Annotated in this window: 26 protein-coding genes; 13 read left to right on the top strand and 13 right to left on the bottom strand. The window is 67.4% G+C overall.

The features are described from left to right. Position 1: 1 nt before the first annotated feature. Complete coding sequence (locus tag MUG95_RS06450; RefSeq protein WP_247010250.1) at positions 2-751, bottom strand: helix-turn-helix domain-containing protein; 750 nt, start codon at positions 749-751, stop codon at positions 2-4. A 119-nt stretch (positions 752-870) separates the two neighbouring features. Here MUG95_RS06450 and MUG95_RS06445 point away from each other — a divergent pair, with 119 nt between their 5' ends. The 4 genes from MUG95_RS06445 to priL all read left to right on the top strand — a co-directional run bounded on the left by MUG95_RS06445 (position 871) and on the right by priL (position 5,362). Next, the gene (locus MUG95_RS06445) at positions 871-1,614 is read left to right on the top strand and encodes a DNA polymerase sliding clamp (RefSeq protein WP_247010249.1); all 744 of its coding nucleotides are present in this window, start codon (positions 871-873) and stop codon (positions 1,612-1,614) included. Positions 1,615-1,686: 72 nt separating this feature from the next. After that, complete coding sequence (locus tag MUG95_RS06440) at positions 1,687-3,534, top strand: formate/nitrite transporter family protein (RefSeq protein WP_247010248.1); 1,848 nt, start codon at positions 1,687-1,689, stop codon at positions 3,532-3,534. A 60-nt stretch (positions 3,535-3,594) separates the two neighbouring features. Then, on the top strand, positions 3,595-4,206 hold the full coding sequence (locus MUG95_RS06435; RefSeq protein WP_247010247.1) for a cell division protein CdpA domain-containing protein: 612 nt from the start codon (positions 3,595-3,597) through the stop codon (positions 4,204-4,206). A 70-nt stretch (positions 4,207-4,276) separates the two neighbouring features. Beyond that, the gene (gene priL / locus MUG95_RS06430) at positions 4,277-5,362 is read left to right on the top strand and encodes a DNA primase regulatory subunit PriL (protein WP_247010246.1); all 1,086 of its coding nucleotides are present in this window, start codon (positions 4,277-4,279) and stop codon (positions 5,360-5,362) included. Here the strand turns inward: priL and MUG95_RS06425 are convergent. Then, the gene (locus MUG95_RS06425) at positions 5,359-5,568 is read right to left on the bottom strand and encodes a DUF7472 family protein (protein WP_247010245.1); all 210 of its coding nucleotides are present in this window, start codon (positions 5,566-5,568) and stop codon (positions 5,359-5,361) included. The genes priL and MUG95_RS06425 overlap by 4 nt on opposite strands. A 205-nt stretch (positions 5,569-5,773) precedes the next feature. On the opposite strand from MUG95_RS06425, the gene MUG95_RS06420 reads away from it, so the two are divergent. Continuing rightward, entirely contained in the window at positions 5,774-6,391 is a 618-nt protein-coding gene (locus tag MUG95_RS06420) for an SWIM zinc finger family protein (protein ID WP_247010244.1), read from the top strand. On the opposite strand, the gene hjc is transcribed toward MUG95_RS06420, so the two are convergent. The 3 genes from hjc to MUG95_RS06405 all read right to left on the bottom strand — a co-directional run bounded on the left by hjc (position 6,388) and on the right by MUG95_RS06405 (position 9,054). Next, positions 6,388-6,912 carry a Holliday junction resolvase Hjc gene (gene hjc, locus MUG95_RS06415; RefSeq protein ID WP_247010243.1) on the bottom strand — a complete coding sequence of 175 codons (525 nt, stop codon included), beginning with the start codon at positions 6,910-6,912 and terminating at the stop codon, positions 6,388-6,390. The genes MUG95_RS06420 and hjc overlap by 4 nt on opposite strands. 86 nt (positions 6,913-6,998) lie before the next feature. Continuing rightward, positions 6,999-7,772, bottom strand: coding sequence for a class I SAM-dependent methyltransferase (locus MUG95_RS06410; protein WP_247010242.1), 774 nt, complete (start codon positions 7,770-7,772; stop codon positions 6,999-7,001). Positions 7,773-7,776: 4 nt separating this feature from the next. Further along, positions 7,777-9,054, bottom strand: a complete 1,278-nt coding sequence (locus MUG95_RS06405; protein ID WP_247010241.1) for an adenosylhomocysteinase — start codon at positions 9,052-9,054, stop codon at positions 7,777-7,779. Between the two features lie 102 nt (positions 9,055-9,156). On the opposite strand from MUG95_RS06405, the gene MUG95_RS06400 reads away from it, so the two are divergent. Next, a complete protein-coding gene (locus tag MUG95_RS06400) occupies positions 9,157-10,068 on the top strand; it encodes a type IV pilin domain-containing protein (RefSeq protein WP_247010240.1) in 912 nt (303 codons plus the stop codon). Positions 10,069-10,092: 24 nt separating this feature from the next. Here MUG95_RS06400 and MUG95_RS06395 read toward each other — a convergent pair whose 3' ends face one another. Next, the gene (locus tag MUG95_RS06395) at positions 10,093-10,806 is read right to left on the bottom strand and encodes a hypothetical protein (RefSeq protein WP_247010239.1); all 714 of its coding nucleotides are present in this window, start codon (positions 10,804-10,806) and stop codon (positions 10,093-10,095) included. Between the two features lie 114 nt (positions 10,807-10,920). Then, positions 10,921-12,213 carry an amidohydrolase gene (locus tag MUG95_RS06390; RefSeq protein ID WP_247010238.1) on the bottom strand — a complete coding sequence of 431 codons (1,293 nt, stop codon included), beginning with the start codon at positions 12,211-12,213 and terminating at the stop codon, positions 10,921-10,923. Between the two features lie 94 nt (positions 12,214-12,307). On the opposite strand from MUG95_RS06390, the gene hisG reads away from it, so the two are divergent. Both hisG and MUG95_RS06380 read left to right on the top strand, forming a co-directional pair. Further along, positions 12,308-13,156 carry an ATP phosphoribosyltransferase gene (gene hisG, locus MUG95_RS06385; protein WP_247010237.1) on the top strand — a complete coding sequence of 283 codons (849 nt, stop codon included), beginning with the start codon at positions 12,308-12,310 and terminating at the stop codon, positions 13,154-13,156. Positions 13,157-13,304: 148 nt separating this feature from the next. Then, positions 13,305-13,571: a HalOD1 output domain-containing protein gene (locus MUG95_RS06380; RefSeq protein WP_247010236.1), complete on the top strand. Its 267-nt coding sequence runs from the start codon at positions 13,305-13,307 to the stop codon at positions 13,569-13,571. On the opposite strand, the gene MUG95_RS06375 is transcribed toward MUG95_RS06380, so the two are convergent. Together MUG95_RS06375 and MUG95_RS06370 are read right to left on the bottom strand one after the other, a co-directional pair. Then, a complete protein-coding gene (locus MUG95_RS06375) occupies positions 13,564-13,950 on the bottom strand; it encodes a DUF7473 family protein (RefSeq protein ID WP_247010235.1) in 387 nt (128 codons plus the stop codon). The two genes, MUG95_RS06380 and MUG95_RS06375, sit on opposite strands and share 8 nt — an antisense overlap. A gap of 38 nt (positions 13,951-13,988) precedes the next feature. Beyond that, positions 13,989-14,552, bottom strand: a complete 564-nt coding sequence (locus MUG95_RS06370) for a TATA-box-binding protein (RefSeq protein ID WP_247010234.1) — start codon at positions 14,550-14,552, stop codon at positions 13,989-13,991. A 158-nt stretch (positions 14,553-14,710) separates the two neighbouring features. On the opposite strand from MUG95_RS06370, the gene MUG95_RS06365 reads away from it, so the two are divergent. Beyond that, on the top strand, positions 14,711-15,709 hold the full coding sequence (locus MUG95_RS06365) for a class I SAM-dependent methyltransferase (protein ID WP_247010233.1): 999 nt from the start codon (positions 14,711-14,713) through the stop codon (positions 15,707-15,709). A gap of 21 nt (positions 15,710-15,730) precedes the next feature. Here the strand turns inward: MUG95_RS06365 and MUG95_RS06360 are convergent, their stop codons facing one another. Next, on the bottom strand, positions 15,731-16,735 hold the full coding sequence (locus MUG95_RS06360; RefSeq protein ID WP_247010232.1) for an AAA family ATPase: 1,005 nt from the start codon (positions 16,733-16,735) through the stop codon (positions 15,731-15,733). A gap of 97 nt (positions 16,736-16,832) precedes the next feature. Continuing rightward, positions 16,833-18,650, bottom strand: a complete 1,818-nt coding sequence (locus MUG95_RS06355) for a DUF7282 domain-containing protein (RefSeq protein ID WP_247010231.1) — start codon at positions 18,648-18,650, stop codon at positions 16,833-16,835. A gap of 279 nt (positions 18,651-18,929) precedes the next feature. On the opposite strand from MUG95_RS06355, the gene rnz reads away from it, so the two are divergent. Together rnz and MUG95_RS06345 are read left to right on the top strand one after the other, a co-directional pair. Then, on the top strand, positions 18,930-19,859 hold the full coding sequence (rnz, locus tag MUG95_RS06350) for a ribonuclease Z (protein ID WP_247010230.1): 930 nt from the start codon (positions 18,930-18,932) through the stop codon (positions 19,857-19,859). A 94-nt stretch (positions 19,860-19,953) separates the two neighbouring features. Continuing rightward, on the top strand, positions 19,954-21,930 hold the full coding sequence (locus MUG95_RS06345) for a DUF460 domain-containing protein (RefSeq protein WP_372608185.1): 1,977 nt from the start codon (positions 19,954-19,956) through the stop codon (positions 21,928-21,930). On the opposite strand, the gene MUG95_RS06340 is transcribed toward MUG95_RS06345, so the two are convergent. Beyond that, positions 21,927-22,103: a hypothetical protein gene (locus MUG95_RS06340; RefSeq protein WP_247010228.1), complete on the bottom strand. Its 177-nt coding sequence runs from the start codon at positions 22,101-22,103 to the stop codon at positions 21,927-21,929. The two genes, MUG95_RS06345 and MUG95_RS06340, sit on opposite strands and share 4 nt — an antisense overlap. A gap of 105 nt (positions 22,104-22,208) precedes the next feature. Then, the gene (locus tag MUG95_RS06335; RefSeq protein WP_247010227.1) at positions 22,209-23,276 is read right to left on the bottom strand and encodes a zinc-dependent alcohol dehydrogenase family protein; all 1,068 of its coding nucleotides are present in this window, start codon (positions 23,274-23,276) and stop codon (positions 22,209-22,211) included. 215 nt (positions 23,277-23,491) lie between these two features. Between MUG95_RS06335 and eif1A the strand changes: the two genes are divergently transcribed. Next, complete coding sequence (gene eif1A / locus MUG95_RS06330) at positions 23,492-23,779, top strand: translation initiation factor eIF-1A (RefSeq protein WP_247010226.1); 288 nt, start codon at positions 23,492-23,494, stop codon at positions 23,777-23,779. Positions 23,780-23,851: 72 nt separating this feature from the next. Then, entirely contained in the window at positions 23,852-24,751 is a 900-nt protein-coding gene (gene rio1, locus MUG95_RS06325; RefSeq protein ID WP_247010225.1) for a serine/threonine-protein kinase Rio1, read from the top strand. Positions 24,752-24,840: the final 89 nt, after the last annotated feature.

The following is a 24,840-nucleotide window of genomic DNA, read 5'->3' as shown; positions in this document are numbered from 1 at the left end:
CTCACAGCTGTGGGGCGAGTTCCGTCGGGAGTCGCGTGTCGGCGACGTACCGCTTCGCCAACGTCTCTTCGGCCCGCCGCAGGCGATAGGTGAGCGTCGACCGCGGGACGTCGAGGTGGGCGGCGAGTTCACCGACATCGACGGCACGGGGTGACTCGTAGTAGCCGTGTTCGACGGCGGCCCGGAGCGCGGCCTCCTGTTCGGGGGAGAGGCCACGTCGTTCGCCGTCGGTGTCGCCCGCGGGTGCCGCGGTGTCCGCCGTCCGCAGCATCTCCATCCGGGCGCAGTCGCCGACAGCCGCCTCGAGGGCGTCGAAGAACGCGCCCACGTCGCCCGCACCGGAGTGGATGACGCGCCACGTGTAGTGTCGCCCCTCGTGGCGCGTCTCGAACAGCACGCCGTCGCCGAGGTGGTCGCGTGCGATGTGGGGTACGGACGCGCAGGTGGGCGTCCGCTCCCAGTGGGAGTAGAGGACGAGTGTCTCGTCCGTGTGGTCGAGCACTTCGGTGGTCTGGGTGGCGTTGCAGTCCTCGGTGGCGAGACAGTCTGCGTAGTAGTCCGTGTCGAGGAAGGCGTCCTCGATAGCGGCGAGCGCGTCCGGCGTCCCCGTCGCGTGGTCGACGCGCCAGAGGCTCTCGGCCGTGGCGTGCAGCGAGAGCGAGCGAATCCGGGCGTCCGGGTGACTCGCGAGCGTGTCGGCCACCCTGTTGCACCCGGACTCGTACTCGAGTGCGAAGACGAGTTCGCGCATACGCTCGCTTGGACATGGTGGAATATAACCTGTCGGCCCGGGAACAGCGCTACGGCATACACGCGCACGCGGCCGAAGGACGGGCATTTTTAACAGATGGGGGCGTAGCCGGGGGCAAGATGTTCAACGCGATTGTGAGTGCGGAGACGCTCCGGGCGACGCTCGACTCCGTGAGCGTGCTGGTGGACGAGTGCAAAATCCACCTCACGGACGAGGGCATCGAAATCCGGGCCGTCGACCCCGCGAACGTGGGGATGGTCGACCTCCGCCTCGACGCCGCGGCCTTCGAGTCCTACGAGACGGACGGGGGTACCATCGGCGTCAACCTCTCCCGGTTGGAGGAGTTCGCGAGCATGGCCGACGCGGGACAGCTCATCCAGTTGGAACTCGACGAGGAGACGCGCAAACTCCACGTCCAGATAGACGGACTGGAGGGGACGCTCGCACTCATCGACCCGGACTCGATTCGGCAGGAACCAGACCTCCCCGACCTAGACTTGCCCGCCCTCATCGTCCTCGAAGGGAAGGACATCGACCGGGCCGTCACGGCCGCCGACATGGTCAGCGACCACATCGCGCTGGGTGTCGACGAGGGCGACGAGACCTTCTACGTCGACGCCGAGGGCGACACCGACGACGTTCACTTCGAGTTGGGGACCGACGACCTCATCGACCTGACCGCCGGCGACGCTCACTCGCTGTTCTCGCTGGACTACCTCAAGGACATGAACAAGGCCATACCGAGCAACGCCGAGGTGGAGATGGAACTGGGCGAGGAGTTCCCGGTCAAGATGCACTTCGACATCGCCGAGGGCAACGGGCAGGTCACCTACATGCTCGCCCCGCGCATCCAGAGCGACTGACCCGACATCCGTGACGGGCCGCTCGAACCGGCTTCACAACGCTTACGACTCCTATCTGCACATCGATACCCGATGAGTGACCCCGAGCACCGAGACGGTGACGCCCGGTCCCCGGACGGAAAAGACCCGGCGGAGTCGGTCCGGGAGGCGGTCGAACGGTCCCGGAGCGGTGCCCCGGCGGCCGGTCGGGTCGTCCGCGACCGGTTCTCGACCGACGAGGTGTTCCAGCGCATCATCGCCGCCGCCGACGAGGAAATAACTTCCGGGAGCCGCGAACTGTTCTTCAGCGGTCTCGCCGCGGGCTTTGCGATTACCATCACCTTCCTGCTGTACGCGTCGCTGACGGCGTCGACCGGCGGCGACACCGTCCTGAGCGTCATGCTGTATCCGCTCGGGTTCATCTACATCATCATCGGCGGCTACCAACTCTACACCGAGAACACGCTCCCGCCGGTGGCACTCACGCTGGAGCGGTTGGCCTCGATTCCGGCACTCCTGCGCAACTGGACCCTCGTGTTGGCGGGGAACTTCACCGGCGGCGCGCTCGGCGCGCTCGCGCTCGTGTTCGGTGGCGTTCTGGACCCCGGTGCGGCCACGGCGGCGGCCTCGCTCGCACAGAAGGGCGTGGCGACGGCGTGGTGGCCGCTGTTCGCCAAGGCCGCCTTCGCGGGCCTCATCGTCGCCGGCGTCGTCTGGGTCGAGTACGCCGCACGGGACACGATTTCCCGACTGGTCGTCATCTACTTGGCCTTCCTCGCGATACCGCTCGGCGGGCTGTATCACTCGGTCGTCTCGTTCACCGAGATGGTGTATCTGGTCCTGCTCGGGGACCTCGCGGTCGGTGTGGGGCTCGTCGAGTTCGTCCTCCCGGTGTTGCTCGGCAACACCGTCGGCGGCGTCGTGCTGGTGACGCTGGTCAACTACTTCCAGACGACCGAGCACCGCCTCGAATCGGCCCGCTTCGAGGGAGCCAACCGGCAACTCTCCAGTCGAGAGTGGCTCCTCGGCGGTGTCGTCGGCCGCGCTTACGTCCCGCTGGTCGACACCGTCGAACCGGCGGTACAGGAGGACAACGGCGACTATCGGGTGGTCGTTCCCATCGCGAACCCGCGGACCGAGGACCACCTCGTGGAACTGGCCTGTACCCTCGCCAGTGACCACGAGGCCGCGACGGTCCACGCGGTCCACGTCGTCCAGACGCCCCAGCGGATGTCCGGGGGGTACGGCGTCTCCCAGCACCGCCGCATCGTCGACGAGTCGAAGACCCTCCTCGAACCGGTCCGAGCGACGGCGGACGCCTACGATGTCGGGTTCGAAGCATCGACGGTCGTCTCCCATCGCTCCTTCCAGGAGATATTCGACATCGCCCGGCGCAAGAACGCCGACACCGTCGTCCTCGGGTGGAGCGAGGACCGCCTGTGGGGTGCGGCCCGTTCCGAGCAGTCACTGAGTGACCTCACCCGGCGGCTCCCCTGTGACTTCCTCATCCTCAAGGACCGCGGGTTCGACACCTCGCGGCTCCTCCTCCCGACCAACGGAGGACAGAACTGTGCCCTCAGCGCGGAAGTCGCGCGGACGCTCCAATCGGTCGCTGGGACCGAGGTGACGCTGTTGCACGTCGTCGACGGGGCGGCGGAACGCACCGCGGCCGAGGAGTTCCTCGCGGACTGGGCCGTCGAACACGACTTGGGTGACGCGACGATGACGGTCGACGGGTCCGGCGACGTCGAGGCCGCTATCGAGCGAGCGGCCACCGACTCCACGATGGTCGTCATGGGTGCGACCGAGCGCGGCCTCCTCTCGCGGCTGGTGGCCGACTCGCTCCACATGGACGTGGTCGACGAGGTGGACTGTTCGGTGTTGCTCACCGAGCGGCCGAACGGGTGGAACCTCCGCGAGCGCGTCTTCGGCCGCCGTTGACCGCCGCGTCACACGCCTGTCTGACGCATCGTTTTGTAGCAGGAGCGACCAGTAGGGAGTATGCCGAGCCTCTCCGAGGCCTACGACAGCCGACGTGACCGCCACGGCCGGGACCCGCGTCGGGTCGCACTCGGTGGGGCGGTGTCGCTGGCTGGCGCGGTGGCACTCGTCGCGGCCCTGCTCGTGGTGACGACGCCACTCGGCCCGTTGCTGGGCGCACGGGACCCCATCGCCGCGAAGCACCTCGGCGGCGTCCTCGCGGGACTTGGCGGCCCGGCGGTGTTGCTCGGTGTCGTCGTCGTCCTGCCGTCGAAACGTCGCCAGCAGGTCGGCGTCGTCGCCGGTGCGACCGTCGCCGTCGCCGGTGTCGCACTGTTCGCCTACGCGTACCCGGACCGCTGGGTGCAGTCGGCGGACCCGCTGGTGTTCGAGACGGCCGTCGTCTACTTCCTCGGCGGCTTCGTCGCGCTGTGGTTCCTCTTCGTTGCCGTCGCCAACGTCCGGCGGCGCAACGACCCGCACGGCACGGTCACACTCGAACTCGAACAGGGTGGGGAGACACACCGGATGGAGGTGTCCCCGCAGGAACTGGAACGCTACCAGTCACTCCTCGGTGACGGGGGCAACGAGGAACAGGTACTCACGGAAATCGAGGACCGCCGGTCGCGCTGACCGGCCGCGACCGCCGGAATTTCGGCACCGACCGCCGGGTTTATTCTGACCCGCCCCAATCGTAGGGCCGATGAAGGCGCTCCACGCACGGTACCCGTTTCTCTCGGCCGCCCGCGAGGCCGTCGAAGCCGCGGGCGTGGACCTCACGGACCTCGTCGCCACCGACGAAGCCGTCGTCGAGCGCGGGCTGGAGCGCGTCGAGTGGGCCATCACGGAGGGGACCGTCGGCGACCAACACCGGCGGACCCGCGTCGAACTCCTCTCGTATCCGGTCGCTCGCGTCATCGTCTCACTGGTGGACGAACACATCCTACACCGCCGGTACACGCGCGCGGAGGCCCGGTCGGCCTACGAGCAGTTCTCCGAGGAACTCGCGACGACGACGGAGTTCCAGAGTACGCGTACCGAGCGACTCGGCCTCTCGGACCTGCTCGCGGAGTTCGACCTCGGGGGGAGTGTCCACGAAACCCCCGGTGACGAGTACGCCGTCGACGTGAGCGCGTACCTCGAACACGCCGCCGGCGAGTGGGGCGACGAGTGGCGACTGGTGAACCGCCCGCTCGCGGACGGACAGGTCCCGATAGACGAATCGGACCTCCTGATTCTGCTCCGGCAGGCCGTCCAGAGTCGCGTCGCCGACGGCCTCCCCTTCGAGGTACCCGACGCCATCGCGTCGGAACTCACCGAGGAGACCGACCGCGTTCGGGAACTGCTGGCGGACCTCGACTTGACCCGGGACATCGACACGGTGGTTCCCGAGATGTTCCCGCCCTGCATGAAACACCTGCTTGACCGGGTGCAGAAGGGCGAACACCTCGAACACCACTCCCGCTTCGCCATCGCGACGTTTCTCACTGGCATCGGGATGACGACGGACGAAATCGTCGACCTGTTCCAGGTCAACCCCGGCTTCGGCGAGGAGCAGACGCGCTATCAGGTCAATCACATCCGCGGCGAGACGAGTCCGACGGCGTACTCGACGCCGGCGTGTGCGACGATGCAGTCCTACGGCGACTGCGTGGGCAAAGACGACATCTGCGAGGACGTCATCAACGAGTCACACCCGCTGAACTACTACGAACACAGACTCGACGACGCCGACGACGACGAACTCACCGACTGGCGCGAGGAGCGAGACGAGGAAGCGACCGGTTAGGACCCCTGACCGGCGAGCCAGTAGCCGACGGCACTCATGACCACCATGAACAGCACTATCGCACCGAGGATGGCGAGTCCGCCGTCGGGCGTGATGTTCCCGTTCGCCCGGAAGCTCGTCCCGACGTAGACGACGGCTCCGATGAAGACGAACACGGCCGCGAAGGAGACGCCTGCTTGAACGACCGTCTCCCGTTGGATATCCATGCTCGCGGATTCCGATGGACAATCTAAAAGACCTTCGATGGGCGCGCCGCGTCCACCGCGCTCGACACGTCCGCTTCGGCACTACTCATACACCTCTTCCGGGTAATTTCGGCTGTTTCGGGCCTCTCCGGCCGTGTCCCTTAGGTACTTCCAGCACCTACCACGAAGTGGACGCACCGAAACCTGAGCCGCGTCCGTGAGAGCTATGCCACCCCTTCGTCACCACAAAGTCGCCCTCGCGCCCGACCTGTCCGAGTTGGACGAGCGCGCCGCTCGCGCGTGGACCGAACCCATGGCCGTCAGGCCGCTGGGCGGCGGGTGCTACGCCGTCGAGAGCGAGAGCGACCGCGAGTACACGGTCGACGTCCTCGACGGTCGGTGTACCTGCCCCGACTACCGCTACCGCGGGGTCCGGTGCAAACACCGCCGCCGCGTCGCCATCGAGATAACCCGCGGGCGCGTCCCGCCGCCGGGCAAGCGCGTCGCCGACTGCGCCCACTGTGGCCACGAGTCGTTCGTCCCCGAAACCGCGGACCCGCCGCTGTGCGAGGACTGCCGGGTCGAACCCGGCGACGTGGTGGTGGACCGCGAGACGGCCGACACGCTCGTCGTCGAGCGGGTGCGGTCGGCTCGGGCCGACGAGTACGTCATCGAGGCGACCGGCCGGACCGTCGCCGCCCACCCGACTAACCACGACTATCCGGCCGACGACGTCGTGGTGGACGCCGTCTACCTCGGCGACAGTCTTCGCGCCGACGACCCGCGGGTGTACGCGTTCCCGTACTCGCGGCTCTCACGGACCGAGGACGCCGCCGTCGTTTAGAGCATCTCGGCGGCGTCCTCGATGCTGATGTCGCCACGGTCGAACGCCGCCAGCACCTCGCGCACGTCGTCGTCTCCGCTCTCCCCGCCAGCGGCCGCCGCGGCGTCTTCGAGCGTCACTTTCTGGGTGTCGCCGACGAACTCCGCGAAGTCCGTGCCCTCGGCGAGTGCCGTCTCCTTTTTGACGCGGTAGTTGCCGCCGTCGGTGGTGTAGAGGTCGCCGGGGTGGAAGAAGTACCAGTCCTCGCGGTCGAACCGCACGCCGACGCGGGGTTTCGCGCCGAAGTTCTGCGCGAAGTAGAGTAGAGCCTCTATCTCCTCGCCGTCCAGATAGATGGGGTCGCCGGCCGACGACTTGGCCTCGATGGCGTAGAACGTCTCGCCGTCGCCCGCCAACACGTCGGGGAGTTCGCGCTCGGTGGCACTCCCGCTGGCCGGCGCGCGCATGACTGCAAAGCCTGCCTCGTCGAGTTCGTTGACGAGTTCGCGCTCGCGCCTGTCCCCCTTCCGGTTGCTCGACATGGCGCGGACTTCGTGGGGTGACGGCAAAAGGGAATCGTCCGGTAGTTCGCCGACGGGACAGTCCGAGTCCGTGTGGCTGGCTCCCCTCACGCCGCCCGGACGGCGACGAACCGGAGACGGCGGTAGTCCGCCGTCCACGTCTCGCCGTCGAACATGTCCGGGCGGAGGCGGTCCTCGACGCCCGCGACGACGGCCTCGCGTTCGTCGTCGGCGAGTCCCGCGAACAGGCTGTCGCCGAACATCGAGAGCCAGTCCGCGAGGCCGTCGGCCCCGTTCTCCAGTTCGGTCGGTCGGTCGAACAGGACGGCCCGCCGCACCTCGAACCCGCCTGCTTCGAGTCGGGTCGCGTACTCGCCGACCGACGGGAAGTACCACGGGTTCTCGCGGTCGTACCCGCGTTCGCGGAGTTCGGCCAGCGTCGCCGTCACGATGCGGTCGACGTTGCCCGTTCCACCCATCTCGGCCACGAACCGGCCGCCGGGACGGAGGGCGTCGGCGACAGCCTCGATGACCGCGTCGTGGTCGGCCCCGGGGACCCAGTGGAGTGCGGCGTTCGAGAACACGGCGTCGAAGCGGTCCTCGGCGGTGAACGACCGCGCGTCCGCTCGCCGAAACGACAAGCCGGGGTACGCCGCGCGGGCCTGTTCGACCATCTCGGCGGACTGGTCGATACCGACGGCCGTCGCGCCGCGCTCGGCGATGTCGGCAGTCAGGTGGCCGGTGCCACAGCCGAGGTCAAGTACCCGTTCCCCCGATTTCGGGTCCAGCAGGTCGACGAGGCTCGCGCCGTACTCGGCGACGAAGCCGTGGCCGTCGTCGTAGTCGTCCGCATCCCAGCGGTTCGCGGTGCCGTCGGACACGTCGCTACGTCCCGTGTTGCCACGACTCCATGTACTCGCGCTGCTCGTCGCTCAGGTCGTCGAAGGCGACGCCCTCGGCGTCGAGTTTGACCTCGGCGACTTCCCTGTCCAACTCGTCGGGTACGTCGTGGACGCCGGCCGCGTACTCGTCGCCGGACTCGACCAGTTCGCGGACGCAGACGGCTTGGACGCCGAAACTCTGGTCCATAACCTCGACGGGGTGGCCCAAGGCGACGGGCGTGGCGAGGTTGACCAGCCGTCCTTCCGCGAGGACGTTCAACTCCCGCCCGTCGGGCATGACGTACGCCTCGACGCCGTCGCGGGGTTCGTAGCGGTCGGCGGCGAGGTCGTCGAGCGCGTCGAGGTCGATTTCCACGTCGAAGTGGCCCGCGTTGGCCAGCAGAACGCCGTCGCCCATCACCTCGAAGTCCGCCTTCGTGATGATGTCGCGGTTGCCCGTCGTGGTGATGAACACGTCACCTTCCTTGGCGGCCTCGTGCATCGGCATGACCTCGTAGCCCTCCATGTGCGCCTCCAGCGCGCGGCGGGCGTCGACTTCGGTCACGACGACACGGGCGTTCTGCCCGCTGGCCTTCTTGGCGACGCCGCGGCCGCAGTCACCGTAGCCGCCGACGACGACGGTCTTGCCGGCGTAGGAGAGGTTCGTCGTCATGGCGATGGAGGCCAGCGAGGACTCGCCGGTCCCGTGGACGTTGTCGAACAGGCGTTTCATCGGCGTGTCGTTGACGGCGAACACCGGATACCGGAGCGCGCCGTCGTCGTCCATCGCCCGCAGGCGGTGGACGCCGGTCGTCGTCTCCTCGCACCCGCCGACGATGGTGTCGATGAGTTCGGGGTGGTCCTCGTGGATGGCCGCGATGAGGTCCATCCCGTCGTCGACGGTGATGGTGGGTTCGTGGCCGATGACCGCCTCCATCGCCGCGTAGTACGCCTCGTCGTCCACGCCGCGCTCGGCGTAGGAGGTGACGTTCTCGTGGGCGTCGAGTGCCGCCGACACGTCGTCGTGAGTCGAGAGGGGGTTACAGCCGGTGATGGCGACTTCGGCCCCGCCGTCGGCCAGCGTCTCGGCCAGCACCGCCGTCTTGGCCTCGACGTGCATCGCCATCCCGATTCGCTCGCCGGCGAAGGGTTCCTCGGCGCGGAACTCCTCGCGCAGCGATTCGAGGATGGGCATGTGTTCGCGTGCCCAGTCCACCTTCTGCCGTCCCGCCTCGCGCGCACTCGCCGGGTCGGCGAGCCGCTCGCTGATGGTCGCAGTCATGATTGAACTGAAGGAAAGCGGCCTCAAAACACTGCCGAACCGGGGCAGTCGCGAACCGATACGGACCAAAGCCGTTAGTATCAGCACGAGCAAGTATCGGGTGTGGCTGAAGCCGCCCCCCACATTCGCGGGCAGTCCGAGTCGGTGGCCGTCCTGTTGCTCGTGGCCGTCGGCGTCGTCCTCCTCGCGGTCATCGGGACACTGGCCCTCGGTTTCGCCGACCGTGCGACACAGGACCCGACGACTGTCGCCGTCGAGTCGACTGCCGACGAACGGACCGTCACGCTCGTCCACCAGTCCGGTGACCCGCTTCCACTCGACGACGCCGCCGTCGTCCTCCGGAGCGACGGCCGCCCCGACCGTGTCCCGCTGTCGGATACCGTGCCCGTGACGGAGGACGGTGACGGAAAACTCAGTGCCGGAGAGTCCCTCAGTCTCGCCCACGCGGTGCAGGGGGAACTCCGCGTCCTCGTCGTGAGCGGCGACGCCGTCGTCCACGAGCGGACGTTCGACCTCTCGGACGCCACGCCCACCCGCCTCGCGCGCTTCGACCGGTCACCGCCGGCGAACTGGTCGGGCAACGTCAACGTCGGTGGTGCCGTGACCGTCGACGGGGGCGGCCGCTCGGTCTCCCTCGAAGGGAACCGCTGGGCGGGCGTCCCGTTCGACTACACCGTGACCGAGGACACCGTCGTCGCGTTCGAGTTTCGGAGCGACGACGTGGGCGAGATACACGCCATCGGATTCGAGACGGACACGAACCAACAAAGCGGCCGCGTCGTCCAACTCGCGGGCAGCCAGAACTGGGGCGTCCCCGTCACGAACGGCTACGGACCGTCGTACGCCCAAGGCGACGGCTGGACTCGCTACGAAATCCCCATCGGAGACGTGTACAACTCGAACAATCCGGGGTATCTCGGCGACGCGTCGACACTGCTCTTCGTCAACGACTGTGACGGCTGTTCCGCGGCCTCAGCGTTCCGAAACGTCCGTGTCTACGAACGCGACGACTGACACTGCGAGGGCAGGACGTCGAACCTATCGCGGACCGTTGCCGTTCCCGGCGTTCGCCGGCGGCCCGTCGTCCGTCTCGTCGTCCTCGTCTTCCTCTTCTCCGTCGTCCGCCTCGGTCTCTTCGTCATCCCCTTCAGTCTCATCTTCCTCGTCTTCGCTCGCTGCCTCCTCGTCTTCGTCGTCCTCGTCGTCACCGCCGGCCCACGGCGGCGGTCCCTGTTCGTCGCCGTCGCTCTCGTTCACGAACTCCGGCGGCCCACGCCGGTCGTCGTTGCTCTCGTTGTCTTCCTCATCGCCGGCCCACGGCGGCGGTCCCTGCCGGTCGTCGCTTTCGTTGTCGTCCTCACCCGGGCCGGCCCACGACGGCGGCCCCTGCCCGTTGCCGGGGTTGTTCGCGGTCACGAAGGTGGCGACGACCAGCCCGAACGGCTGGTCGGTGCCGTTCTCCGTGCCGTTCACCGTCATATTACGCTCCTCTTGGAGCGCGTGGACGAACGTCGACACCTCCACGCCGAACGGTGTCGCGTCGGTTTCGTTTTCGGACTCGGTCTCGGTCCCGTCGTCACCGTCGGTTTCGTTCGTCGCCGTCTCGGTCACGTCCGTCGCGTCCTCGTCCGTGTCCGTCTGCTGTGCGACCACGTCGCCGGGGGTCGACCCCACCGCCGCGGCCGGTGCGACGGCCCCGACGAGCAACAGTGTGACCGTGACGACTGCCAGTGACTTGGATTGCCAACTCATCGTGTCCGGTGCCACGGGAGAGACTACGATAAAGCCGGTATCCCGTTCACGACGTTCAGACGCTACACGACCGGACGAGAAATAGTTAGAGCGTTCAAAAACGAATTTCGTGGTTTAACTCTCTGCACGCTCGACGAGGCGACGGGCGCGCCGACTGGCCTCGTCGACCACGCGCTCCGCGTCGAGTGGGAGTACTTCGCGGTCACGCATCAACACCCGTCCGTCACAGACTGTGTGGCGCACGTCCGACCCCGTGACGGCGTACGCGAGGTGGCTCACGGGGTCGTGGGCCGGCGTCAGGTGCGGGGCGTCCAAGTCCACGACCGCGATGTCCGCGTTCGCGCCGGGTTCGAGACGGCCCGAGTCGACGCCGAGTGCGGCGGCACCGCCGGCAGTCGCCATCTCGACGACCGTCCCGGCGTCGACGGCGGCGGCGTCGTCGGCGGCGAGTTTGCCGACCATCGCGGCGTCGCGCATCTCGTCGAACAGCGAGAGGTCGTTGTTCGACGCCGCGCCGTCGGTTCCGAGGCCGACGGGGACGCCCGCGTCGAGCATCGCCTGCACGGGAGCCATCCCGCTGGCGAGTTTCATGTTCGAGGCCGGACAGTGGACGACGGCGGTGCCGCGGTCGGCGAGAAGTTCGATTTCGCGCTCGTCGACGTGGACGCCGTGAGCGAGGAAGTTTCGGTCGGTGAGCATCCCGATATCGTCGGCGTACGCCAGCGGTCGCTCCCCCCGTTCGTCCACGATGGGGGTCACCTCGTCCTCGGTCTCGTTGGCGTGGAAGTGGACGGGAACGCCCGCCTCGGTGGCCTCCGGGACGAACTCGCGGAGGTACTCCTCGCCGACGGTGGTGAGGCTGTGGGGGGTGAACATCGTGGAGACGCGCCCGTCGGCCGCGCCGTCGTGTTCGCGGGCGAAGTCGAGTCCCGTCCGCATCTCCTCGCGGGCCGCGTCGTCGTCCTTGCCGACGGTGATGGCCCCGTAGCCGAGGCGGGCGCGCATCCCGGCGTCGGCGACTGCCTCGACCACCTCCTCCATGAAGAAGTACATGTCGCCGAAGGTGGTGGTCCCGGAGCGAATCATCTCGAGGAGTCCGAGGTCCGTCCCGGCGCGCACGTCGGCGGCGGTGAGTTCCGCCTCGACGGGCCAGATGTCCTCCTGTAGCCACGCGTCGAGGGGCTTGTCGTCTGCGTATCCCCGCAGGAGCGTCATCGCGACGTGCGTGTGGGCGTTGACGAGGCCGGGGACGACCAGTCCGTCCGTGGCGTCGAGTGTCTCGTCCGCACCGTCGGCCTCGCCGACGGACAGGATCTCGCCCGCGTCGCTGTCCACGAGTACGTCTGCGCGCGTGACGGTCCCGTCGGGCCGGAGGACGCGCCCGCCCGTGATTCCGAGCGTCGTCATGTCCCGACTTCGGCCGGGGAGTGACTTAATCCCCGGTATCCCGGACCGCTCCGTGGCCCGAAAAGCAATTGACCGACGGTCGGGAAGTGCGTGTATGCGTATCGCCGTGCCCAACAAGGGGCGACTGCACGAGCCGTCGGTCGACCTGCTGGACCGCGCCGGACTGCACGTCGTCGACGGTGCCGACCGCAAACTCTACGCCGAGACGGTCGACCCCGACGTGACCATCCTCTACGCCCGCGCCGCCGACATCCCCGAGTACGTCAGCGACGGGGCCGCCGACGTGGGTATCACCGGTCTCGACCAAGTGCGGGAGGCCGCCGTCGACAACCTCGTGGACCTACTCGACTTGGAGTACGGGGCCTGCCGGCTGGTGCTGGCCGCTCCCGAGGACGGCCCCGTCGAGTCGGTAGCGGACCTCGCCGGCGGCACCGTCGCCACCGAGTTCCCGAACGTCACCCGTGCGTACTTCGAGGACAAAGGCGTCGATGTCGACATCGCGGAGGTGTCCGGCGCGACGGAACTCACGCCCCACGTGGACATCGCCGACGCCATCGTCGACATCACCAGCACCGGGACGACCCTGCGGATGAACCGACTGGGCGTCGTCGACGACGTACTCGAAAGCTCCGTCCGCCTGTTCGCCCGCGAGGACGCACTCGACGACCCGAAGGTCGAGCAGGTGACGACGGCACTGCGGTCGGTCAAGACGGCCGAGGGGAAACGGTACCTGATGATGAACGTTCCCGAGGAGAACCTCCAAGCGGTCAAAGACGTGATTCCGGGGCTGGGCGGGCCGACGGTGATGGATATCGCCGGCGACAGCAAGGTCGCAGTCCACGCCGTCGTGGACGAGCGACAGGTGTTCGAGACCATCAACGACCTCGAACGCGAGGGTGCGAGCGGCATCCTCGTCACCGAAATCGAGCGAATGGTCGAGTAGTCCCGACCACGAGTCGACGTTCGTTTCTGTTCTTCGTCAGGTCCAGTCTGGACCGACCCGGCCAACCACACAAGTCTCTTGCCGCTGAGACTGCTACGTCGTCCCATGTGCCGCCCTTCCGTTCTATACCAACAGGCTGGGTTCGACAATGAGCGACCCGGACGCGCCTGACGACGGCATGACTGTCGTCCGTGATGCCTGGTCGGATAGGCCGCCCAGTGCCGCCATCGTTGCGGTTATCGCGGCCTCGTCGGGGTGTGACAGTACCGACCTCCCCGCGCTGTTCGAGAGCATCGACCCCGACGCCCTCAACAGCCTCCTGCTAACTGACGGTGATGTCCACGTCACGTTCGCTCACGCGGGGACGGAAGTCGACGTGTGGAGCGACGGGACGATTACCGTCGAACCTAGATGAAGCCGAAGATGTTGTTCAGCGCGAACCCCAACACGGCCGCGAAGCCGAAATGCAGGAGCGTGAGCGGTATCGTCGAGGACCACTTGAGCCGGTAGACGTAGCTGATGGCGATGGCGTCGGCGACGAGCGTCACGAGGATGGCGACGCCAGCCCCGAGACTCGGCGAGAGCGGACCGAACGCAGTCGTCCCGTACTGCTGAAGGAGGATCGAGACGACGGCGGGCACGGGCGCGACAGTCGCGGCGTGCTGGCTCGGTACGTCGCCGATGAAGAAGGTGGCCGCGAGGTGGAGCGTCACGGCATAGAAGAGCGCGACGACGAGGAAGGTGACGACGATTGCCAGCAGTCCGCCGCCGGTCACACTCTGCAACGGAATCATACCCCGCGTTCGGACGCCCGTGGTATGTAGCCTGTGTTTCAGCCGTCGAGCAGGCCGAGTTCTTCGAGTCGCGAGACGATTTTGTCGACCGCCTCCTCGGCGTCCTCGGGCTGTTTCCCGCCCGTGATGACGAGTTTCCCGGAGCCGAACAGCAGGGCCACCACGTCGGGTTCGTCGAGCCGGTAGACGAGGCCGGGGAACTGCTCGGGTTCGTACTCGATGTTCTCCAACCCGAGGCCGATGGCGATGGCGTTGAGGTTGAGGTTGCGACCGAGGTCCGCGGAGGTGACGATGTTCTGGACGACGATTTCGGGGTCCTCGTCGACCTGAATGTTCAGGTCACGCAACTTGTCGAAGACGATGCGGAGGCTCTCGTGAACGTCGTCCGTACTCTTGGCACCGGTACAGACGATCTTCCCCGACCGGAAGATGAGTGCGGCCGATTTCGGCTCCTGAGTCCGGTAGACGAGGCCGGGGAACTGCTCGGGGTCGTAGTCCGCCCCTTCGAGGTCCATGGCCACGCTCTGGAGGTCGAGCTCCTGCCCGATACCCGTCGAAGCGACGACGTTCTCGATGTTGATTGTTTCCTTGGGGTCAACCATGTCTCGACTTAAACCACGTATTTAAGGTTTATAAAGGTTGATACCCGAAACTGATAGGTCACCATCTCGACTTGTATCCGGCGGCGAAGACGGCGTTATACCCGACAGCGGGCGGTTCGACCGGAAGCGGTAAAGCCGTCACGCGGCCATTTCCCGTCGTGTACCTGCTCGAATTCGCCGGGACTGACGACGCCTTCGCGGCCCGCGAGGCGTCGAGTGCCGCGAGTGCCGTCGAGCGCGTCGCGCCCGGGGTGGCGACGGCCCGCGGCCTCACGGACCGGGTCCGCGGCCTCGCGTTCACCCGCCGCGCCAGCGACCTCGTGGGTCGGACGGACCCCGACGTGGCGAGTGCAGTCGCGCTCCTCGGGGCCGCCGACACCGACCGGACCGGCACGGTGGCCGTCCGCGCTCGCGACGTGCGCAGTCTGACCGGAGTCGACACCCAGCGGGCCGAACGCGAACTCGGCGCGGAACTGGTCGCCCGCGGCTACACCGTCGACTTGGACGACCCCGACAACGTGCTCCGTGCGGTGTTCTCCGAGGGGTGTTGTGCCCTCGGGTGGCTGGCCGCCGAGAGCGTCCGTGACTTCGGCGACCGCAAGCCGACCGACCGCCCGTTCTTCCAACCCGGGAGCATGGACCCGTTACTTGCACGTGCCATCGCCAACGTCGCCGGTGCGCGCCCCGGCACGACCATTCTGGACCCGATGTGTGGAACCGGCGGCGTCCTCGTCGAGGCGGGTCTCGTCGGCACGGACGTGATCGGTTCGGACGCGCAGGCGAAGATGGCCCGCGGCACTGCCGAGAACCTCGCACACGCGCTCGACCCGGCAAACTCGCCCGCCGGACTGCCCGACCCCGGTGAGTACGCCGTACTGCGGGCCGACGCGACGCGTCTCCCCCTCCCCGCCGACGCCGCCGACGGCGTGGTGTTCGACGCGCCGTACGGTCGGCAGTCGAAAATCGAGGGCCGTGACCTCGCTGGGGTCGTCGCGGGCGCGCTGTCGGAGGCACGCCGCCTCGCTCCGCGTGCTGTCCTCGTCGCCGACCAGTCGTGGACGGACGCGGCCAGCGACGCCGGGTGGACGGTCACCGGCCGCTTCGAGCGGCGCGTCCACCGTTCGCTGGTCAGACACGTTCACGTTCTCACGCGGTGACGTGACCCGTCCGGTACGGCGTCACTCCGCGAGTTTCGTGAGCAAGTGTGAGACGTGGAGACGGTCGTTCGTCCCCGATTTCAAGTCCATGTCGATGTCGCCGGCCAGCGCGTGCAGGCGTGCCAACCGCTCGGTGTCGTACCTGCTCCGCGCCACGCGGAGGATGTCGGCGAGCACTTCCTCGCCGCTGAACCCCTCCTCGACGAGCAGGTCGTCGAGCGTCGAGCGCGCGTCGGTGAACTCGCCCGCCTCGGCGTCGTCGAGCATCGACTCGATGCGGTCGTCGACGCCCACCTCGCCGAGTGCCTCGTAGGCGGCCGACATGGTGATTTCCCCGGCCGCCTCGTAGGTCGTCTGCGCGCCGAGGATGGCCTTCCGCAGGTCGCCGTCGCCGTAGCCCGCGACGTACTCCAGTCCGTCGTCGTCGTGGTCGGCACCCTCGTCCTCGACGATGGACCGCAGGACGGCGACAGTCTCCTCGTGCGTGGGGGCGCGGACGGGAACCGGGAAACACCGCGACCGAATCGGCGGGATGAGCGCGGACGGTTGGCGCGTGGCGATGACGAACTGTGTTGTCTCGTAGTACTGCTCCATCACGCGCCGGAGGGCCTGCTGGAAGTCCTCGCGCACGTCCTCGGCGTTGTCGAGCAGTACCGTCTTGTACTCGCCCGACACCGGCGCGTAACTGGCCGACTCCTTGAGGACGTGGTTGATGAGGTCGGCCTTCGAGGACTCCCGGCGTCGCTTCGGCGTGACGAACGACTCGAAGCGGGGGTCCTCGCTCAGTTCCTTCTTCGTCATCCCGAAGAAGTCGGCGACGTTGATTTCCACGAGGTCGTTGTCCGGGTCCGTGTGCGCCTCGCGGGCCAACGCCCGGACGGCGGCTGTCTTGCCGCTCCCCGGCGGGCCGTAGACGACGAGGTTCATCGGGTCGGAGACGGCACCCCACATCGCCTCCCGGACGCTCGACTGGGGCAGGTCGTCGATGTCCGGCCGGTGTGTCGCCGTCCACAGGGGTGCGTCCATCGGCCGCGGCTACGGCATCGGACAGTAAGAATCGGTCGGTCCCGCCGCGACCACCGAAAAAGTTCGGATGCCGCGAGCCGTGAACCGACGGGGCGGGTTAGTTCGCCGTCTCGCCCGGTTGGCTCGTGTCGGTGTCCGTTCCGGTCTCCGTGTCGGTCCCGGTCTCCGTGTCGGTTTCTGTGCCGGTGTCGGTCTCCGTGTCGGTCGTCGACTCCGTCTCGGTGCCAGTCTGCGTCTCGGTACCGGTTTCGGTCTCGGTCTCGGTCGCGGTCTCAGTTACCGTCTCGGTCGCGGTTTCGGTCGCCGTCCCCGTCTCGGTCGTGGTCTCCGTGCCGGTCTGGGTTTCCGTCCCAGTCTCGGTCGCGGTTTCGGTCGCCGTCTCCGTCTCAGTCGCCGTCTCTGTGGGTGTCTCCGTAGCGTTCGGCGTCGGCGGTGCCGCCGGCCCGATAGTCACGAAGGCGTCGTCGAGGACCGCCGCGCCGTCCTCGGTGTAGGGGCCGTCAACGCTCCCGTTGGTGGCGACGAAGTCGTAGGTTTCAGTCCCGTTCGTGTCGAGGTGCGGCATGGCGACGAGCGTCTGGTTCTCGGTGAGCGTTTCGTTCTCGAAGTCCGCGCCGGGCACGTCGAACAGTTCGACGGTGACGTTCTCGTTCTCACCGGGGTCGAGGTACTCGGAGACGCCGATGACGCTCCCCACGACGTTGCCGTCCAGCAGCGTCGCGTCGTGGATGGCGACGAACCCGCCGTCGGAGGTGGTCACCGAGGCGACTTCGACCGTGGTTCCGTCGCTGGTCTGGTTGTCGAACGTGACGTTCGCTTCCGGCGGTGCCGGTTCGAGCGTGATTTCGGCGAACGCACCGTCGGTGGTCGTGAACACGGCGTGCGTGTAGTTGCCGGGTTCGACGCCGGTGGAGTCGACCGAGAGCGAGACCGTCGCGTTCTCACCCGCGGCGAGTTCGACGTCCTCCGAGTCCGCGAGTGCCCCGGCGAAGCGGAACTCGACGGTCTGGGTCGCGTTCTCGTCGTTCGGGTTCTGGACCGTCGCGTTGACGGTCACCTCGTCACCGACCGTCGCGTTGGCCGGTGCGTCGAGGTCGGTGAGAGCGAACGACTCGTCGAGGGCGATGGTGGCCGTCTGGCCGTCCGTCTCGGTGAACACGCCGTGCGTGTACTCGCCCGCGCTGAGGTTGTACAGGCCGCTCGGTACCTCGAAGGTGACCGTCTCGTTGCCGTCGCCGTCGACGCTCACCGCCCGGTTCGCGACGAGCGTTCCGGCGAATCGGAACTCCACTTGCTCGGTGACGGACTCCTCGCCTTGGTTCTCGACTGTGGCCGTCACGGCGAGTGTCTGCCCGACCGTCGCGCTCGCGGGCGCGTCGAGGTCAGTCACGACGAGATCCGCGGGTGCGTCGTCGGCGTCGTCGGGTGCGTCGTCCGGCGTGTCGGCGTCGTCGGGGACACCCTCGGTGACCTGCGCGGCGTCGGTGACCGGGTCACCCTCGGCGATGTAGGCACCGTCCTCGATACTGTCCGGGCCGAAGTCGAACGTCTCGTTGCCGTTGGTGTCCCGGTGAGCCATCGCGATGTACGACGCGTTCCCGCTGACTGGGGTGTCGAGCGCGACTTCGACCGTCTCGGCCGTCCCCGGTTCGAGGTAGGCCGAAACGCCGACGATGTCGCCCACAGTCCCGTTGTCGGATTCGTGGATGGCGATGAACCCGCCTTCGGGAAGTGTCGCGTTCGCGATAGTCACCGTGCCTGTCGCAGTCTGGTTCTCGAACGTTACTGTCGGTGTGCCCTGTTGCTCGGCCTGTTGGAGTGTGACACCGTCTGTCGGTGCGGTGACTGCCACCGCGCCGCCAGCGGAGAGCACCATCAGCCCAGCAAGCAGGAGGGCAGTGTGTCGTTGTGCCATTGCGTGCGAACGTCTCCACGGCGCAGGACGGCATAAGCCGGCACGTCGATTCAAATCGGAAACTAATCCATACACCGACTGAAAATCCAATAATCAGGGACTTCAGTTCGTCGCCAAAGTGGCACTCTCACAGTAAGTAGTGCTTCGAAGTGTCACTGCCAGTACCTGTGTGGCGGCGCGCGCCGTGGTCCGTCCCGACGGCGAGGAAAGCCGGGCTTAGTCCCGTCGGGACCGCGGTATTTCGAAGCCGGTTTCCCTCCGCTCGCCGACTCCAGCGATATGCACGTGACGTTTCTCGGGACCAGCGGAGCAGTCCCGACCTCGGTTCGCAACCCCAGCGCGGTGATGGTCCGCCGCGAGGGCGAGCGGTTCCTCTTCGACGCCGCCGAGGGAACCCAACGCCAGATGATGCGTTTCGGGACGGGCTTTGCCGTCTCCCACGTCTTCCTCTCGCACCTCCACGGCGACCACGTGCTCGGACTGCCGGGCCTCGTCCAGACGTGGGACTTCAACGACCGCGAGGAGGCCCTGTCGATTCACACGCCCGCCGGGACCCGTGGGCGGGTCGAGGACCTCGTTTCGGTCACCGGCGCGACTCCCTCGTTTCCCGTCAGGGTCCACGAAGTTTCGGCGGGCGACGTTGCACTCTCCCGGAGCGACTTCGAGGTCCGGGCGTTCGGGACCGACCACCGCACGAAGTCCGTCGGCTACGCCCTCGTCGAGGACGACCGTAAGGGGCGATTCGACCGCGAGAAGGCAGAAGCGGAGTTGGGCATCCCGCCGGGGCCGAAGTACGGCAAACTCCACCGGGGCGAAGCCGTCGAACTCGACGACGGTCGGGTGGTCGAACCCGAACAAGTCGTCGGGCCGCCACGGCCCGGCCGCCGCGTCGTCTACACGGGGGACACCCGCCCGACCGACAGCGTGGTCACCGCCGCCGAGGACGCCGACCTGTTGATTCACGACGCCACGTTCGCCGAGGACCGCCGCGAACGGGCGGGCCAGACCGGTCACACCACCGCGAGACAGGCCGCCGAAATCGGGAACCGGGCGGGCGCGAAACGACTCGCGCTCACGCACGTCTCTACGCGGTACGCCGGGCAGTCCGACCGCCTCGAAGCCGAGGCCCGCGAGGTGTTCGACGGCGAGGCGTTCCTCCCCGACGACGGCGACGAACTCGACATCCCTTTCCCCGACGCCGACGAGTAGCGGCTACGGCCGGCGGGTCCCTGCCCCTGTGACCCTCGCCGAGTGATGCTGACCCGGCACCGAATTTATGTCCGACAGGTCCCTATCGAGGGACGTGAACGCCCGCACGAGTGCCCTCGATGCAGTCGTCTTCGGGGTCGATGTCCAGAGCGGGGACGTGAGAGGCGACGCGCCGTCCTACGCAGTTGTTGCCTTCGACGGCGAGTCGATGGACCGCGACGTGGTCTCTCGGCGAAAGCTCCGTCGCCTCGTCGAACGGGAGGAACCGGCCATCGTGGCGACGGACAACATGTACGAACTCGCCGCCGACAAGGACCAATTGGTCCACTTCCTCGGGACGCTCCCCGACGAGACGAAACTGGTCCAAGTCACCGGGGCCGAGCGACCCGACCCGCTCTCCCGCGTCGCCTCCCGGCACGGCGTTCCCTACGGGAAGGACCCGATGAAGGAAGCCGAGGCTGCCGCTCGCCTGGCCGCGATGAACGTCGGGCAGGAAGTCTCGGCGTTCACCGACACGACGCAGGTGAAGGTCGCCCGCGGTCGCTCGACGGGCAAGGGCGGGTGGTCCGAGGACCGCTACACGCGGCGTATCCACGGCGCGGTAAAAAAGCGCGCCCGGACGGTCGAACGCCAACTCGACGAGGCGAGCCTGGAGTACGAGCGCGACGTAACCGAGAAGTACGGCGGCTTCTCGAACGCGGTGTTCGAGGTCGAGGGACGTCCCGCAGACATCCCCGTCTCGGCAGGCCGGTCGGGCGACGTACGCGTCGAAATCGACCGTGAGCGTCGTGACGGTATCGAGTTCCAGCCGCTGGCCAAGCGACGCGACCACGTCATCGTCGGGATGGACCCCGGGACGACGACGGCCGTGGCGGTGGTCGACCTCGACGGCGGCGTCCTCGACGTGTTCAGTACCCGAACGGCCGACACCGCCGAGGTCATCGAGTGGATAATCGAGCGCGGCCGCCCCATCGTCGTCGCCGCCGACGTGACGCCGATGCCCGAGACTGTCGAGGGCGTTCGCCGGAGTTTCGAGGCCGCCGGGTGGGTGCCACACTCGGACCTGCCGGTCGACGGGAAGAAACACCGGACGCGCGAGGAAGCGTACGACAACGACCACGAGCGCGACGCGCTGGCCGCGGCACTGGAGGCCTACGATGCCCACGAGGACCAGTTCGAGCGCGTCGCGGAGAAGGTGCCGCCACAGCACGATTTGGGGGACGTACTGGCTCGCGTCGTCGCCGGCGAGGAGTCCGTCGAGGCGGTCCTCACGGACCTCGCGGCCGACGACGAGGACAGCGAGGAGACCACCGAACACTCGCCGCGGGAACTCACCGACGAGGAGAAACGCATCAAGCGACTCGAAGCCCGCGTCGACCGCCTCGAATCACACGCCGAGGACCTGAAAGAGACCATCGCCCGGAAGGACGAGCGCATCGACGAGTATGAGGACGAACTCTCGCAGGCCCGCCGCGAGGAGCGCCGCGAGGCCCGCGAACGCCGCGAGGTCACCCGTCTCGAACGGGAGAACGAGCGTCTCGAACGGGAACTGTCCGAGGAGCGCGAACGGGTCGCGGAACTGGAGGACAAACTCGACCGTCTCAAGGAACTCTGGCGACTCGACCACTCGAACTTCGCGGACGTGTCCGAACAGAGCGAGGACCTCGTGCCGGTGAAGGTCATCGAGGAGTTCACCCGCGACGCCATCGCCGCCGCCGACGAACAGTACGGCCTCGCCGAGGCGGACGTGGTGTACCTCCGAGACGGGAGCGGCGCGGGTCGGTCGACGGCGGAGCGACTCGCGGCGGTGAACCCCCGAGTCGTCCTGCGTGCCGGCGGGTCGCTCTCGGAGGCGGCCGACGACGTACTCTTCGAACACGACATCCCGGTCGGCCCGGCCGACGACGTGGCGATGCAGGAGGTGGACGCGCTCGCGGTGGCACGCGAGAGCGACGTGGAGACGGTCATCGAGGACTGGCACGAACGGGCGGACGAGCGCGAGAAACAGCAAAACGAGCAGATGGTCGACCGCCTCATCAGCGAACACCGCGCCGACCGGACACAGAGTTAGAACCCGAACGCGCTGAGCATCTTCAGCATATACATCCCGAAGAGCAACACGAGACCGACGACGATAGCCGTCGCACCGGCACCCGCGACGAGGCTGACCGAGGCGATGGCGACGAGACCGCCCACTGCCAGCAGCGCGCCAGTGAGCATCCCGAGCGAGTACTTATCGACCATATCGACCCTGACAGGCCGTGTAGGATAAACGCCCTGACTCGCAACAAGAGTTGTCGACGGAGCGTTACGTTGCGCCGTACTGCGGCCGAACGGCAGCCGTGGGGTTCAGAACTCGTTGCACACGGGGATGCCGACCGTGTCGTAGTCGCCCATGCCCGCGACCATGTCCGGCACCTCTTCGAGGGCCACCGTCTCGGTGACGATTTCGCCGGGGTTGATTTTGCCGCGCTCCATCATGCGGAAAATCTCGTCGTACTCGTTGGGTGGCATCCCGAACGAGCCGTAGAACTCCCGCTCGTCCATGACGATGTTGTCGACGGGCAGGGGGACTTCACCGTTGTCCTCGCCGGTCGTCAGCCCGATTTGGAGGTGCTGGCCGGCCTTGCCGAGCGAGTTGATGGCGTTCCGGCACGTCTCCGCGACACCCAGCGCGTCGACGGCGATGTCGGCACCGCGCGAGGACTCGGTGTGTGCCTTGACGGCTTGGGCCACGTTCTCGACTTCGGTGACGTTCACGAGTTCGTCGGCACCGAGTTCCTCGGCCGCCCAGAGCTTCTCGTCCATGATGTCGACGGCGATGACGTTCGCGCCGAGGGCGTCGGCGATGTGGACCGCCGAGAGGCCGACGCCGCCACAGCCGTGGACGGCCACCCAGTCCCCGGCGGTCACGTCGACGCGGTGGACGAGGCCGTGAAACGCCGTCGCGAACCGACAGCCGAGGCCGGCGACGTCGACGGGGTCGACGCCGTCGGGGAGTTTGATGACGTTGTGGTCCGCCTGCCGGACGGGGAACTTCTCGGCGAAGGCACCGGGAGCCATCTGCAGGAAGCCGAGCGGCACCATCTTCTCACAGATGTTTCCGCGGCCGCTCCGGCAGTGGTGGCAGGTCCCGTCGGAGAGGTTGAACGGGACGGTGACCTTGTCGCCCTCGCGGATACGGTCGACGTTGTCACCGACTTCCACGACGGTACCCGCGGGCTCGTGGCCGAAGATGAGGCCGTCCGTCGGGACGACGCCGATGTGGTCCCAGTCGCCCTTCCACGCGTGCCAGTCGCTCCGGCAGATACCACACGCTTCGGTTTCGACCACGACCTGCTCATCGTCGGCCGTCGGCTCCGGTACGTCCTCGATTTGCAGGGGCTCCTCCACCCCGTGGAAAACTGCGGCTTTCATGCACCCCTACCCAGCAAAGACATCATAATAAATCATTGGTCCTCTACTTTAGCACCCCGTTCTTTCAGGGGGCGCGGTTATAGGGGGAACCGCACGACTGCCCGTCGAGTGGACGATTCCACCGGAAAATCGGGGTTCGGTGGGTGCCTCGTCGCTCGCGCGCGTTCGGCGCGATTGTGCAAAAGTTAAACCGTCCCGCGGCCGAACCACCGGCCATGAGCGACAACGAGGGCCGCACTGACCTCCGCATGCCCGACGAGGACGAAGTGTTCGCCGTCGTCGAGGACATGCTGGGGGCCAACCGGGTTCGCGTCCGGTGTATGGACGGTGAGACACGGACAGCCCGCATCCCGGGCAAGATGCAAAAGCGCATCTGGATACGCGAGGACGACGTGGTACTGGTCGAACCGTGGGACTGGCAGGACGAGAAGGGGGACATCACGTGGCGTTACGAGAAACAGGAAGCCGACCAACTCCGGGAGGAGGGGCACATCCGGGAGTGACTCACCCCTAATGCGGTCCGTCGTATCGCGTCGTGTGGTCCCGACAGTCGACCGGCCAACACCCGGGGGGATGTGGCCGTGACCGAGTTCGACCTCGTGGACACCGACGACGTGGATTCGCCGGGCGACGAGTGGGAGGAAGTCGACGTCTCGGACACGGACGCCGACCGCATCGCCCGCAAGCGCGACCGGGAGTTCGACCAGTTCCGCGAGCGAATCAAGGACGCCGACCAGTTCAAGGTCGAGGCCTCGGTCTTCGACGACGCCACCTTCGCCGCCCTCTACAAACTCGTTCAGGACGGGTACATCGACGCGTTCGGTGGCCCCATCTCCACGGGTAAGGAGGCCAACGTCTATCAGGCACTCGGCGGTGCGACGGCGGTGGAACACCTCCCCGAGGACTCGCCACGGCCCGGCGAGAACCGGGAGGTGGCGGTCAAAGTGTACCGCATCAACGCCTCCGACTTCCGCGACATGCGGGGCTACCTCGACGGCGACCCGCGGTTCGAGGGCATCGGGCAGGACAAAGGGGAAGTCGTCAAGGCGTGGGTCCGCAAGGAGTTCGCGAACCTCTCGCGCGCCCGGGCGGCCGGTGTGCGCGTCCCGACACCCATCGCCGTCGAACGGAACGTCCTCGTGATGGAACTGCTCGGCCTCGCCGACGACCGGGCGAAACGGTTGGGCGAGGTCCACGTCGAGAACCCGGAGACGGCCTACGAAGTCGTTCGGGAGTACATGCGCCGTCTCCACGACGCGGGACTGGTCCACGGCGACCTCTCGGAGTACAACATCCTGCTCCACGGGTCGGAACTCGTCGTCATCGACCTCGGGCAGGCGGTGACGGTCCACCACCCCAACAGCCGGGAGTTCCTCGAACGGGACTGTCACAACGTGGCGGCGTTCTTCCGGCGGCAGGGCATGGACGTGCGCGACGACGACCTGTTCGAGTTCGTGGTCGGCGGTGGCGAGTAAGCGAAGCGCGCGAGCCACCGGAAAAGCGAGCGGCGTGAGCCGCGAGCAGGGCGAGAGCGAACGAACGGCGTGAGCGAAGGCCCGTGCGG

Source organism: Halorientalis litorea (assembly GCF_023028225.1).
GTDB classification, from domain to species: Archaea; Halobacteriota; Halobacteria; order Halobacteriales; family Haloarculaceae; genus Halorientalis; species Halorientalis litorea.
This window is presented reverse-complemented; position numbering and strand designations above follow the sequence as displayed.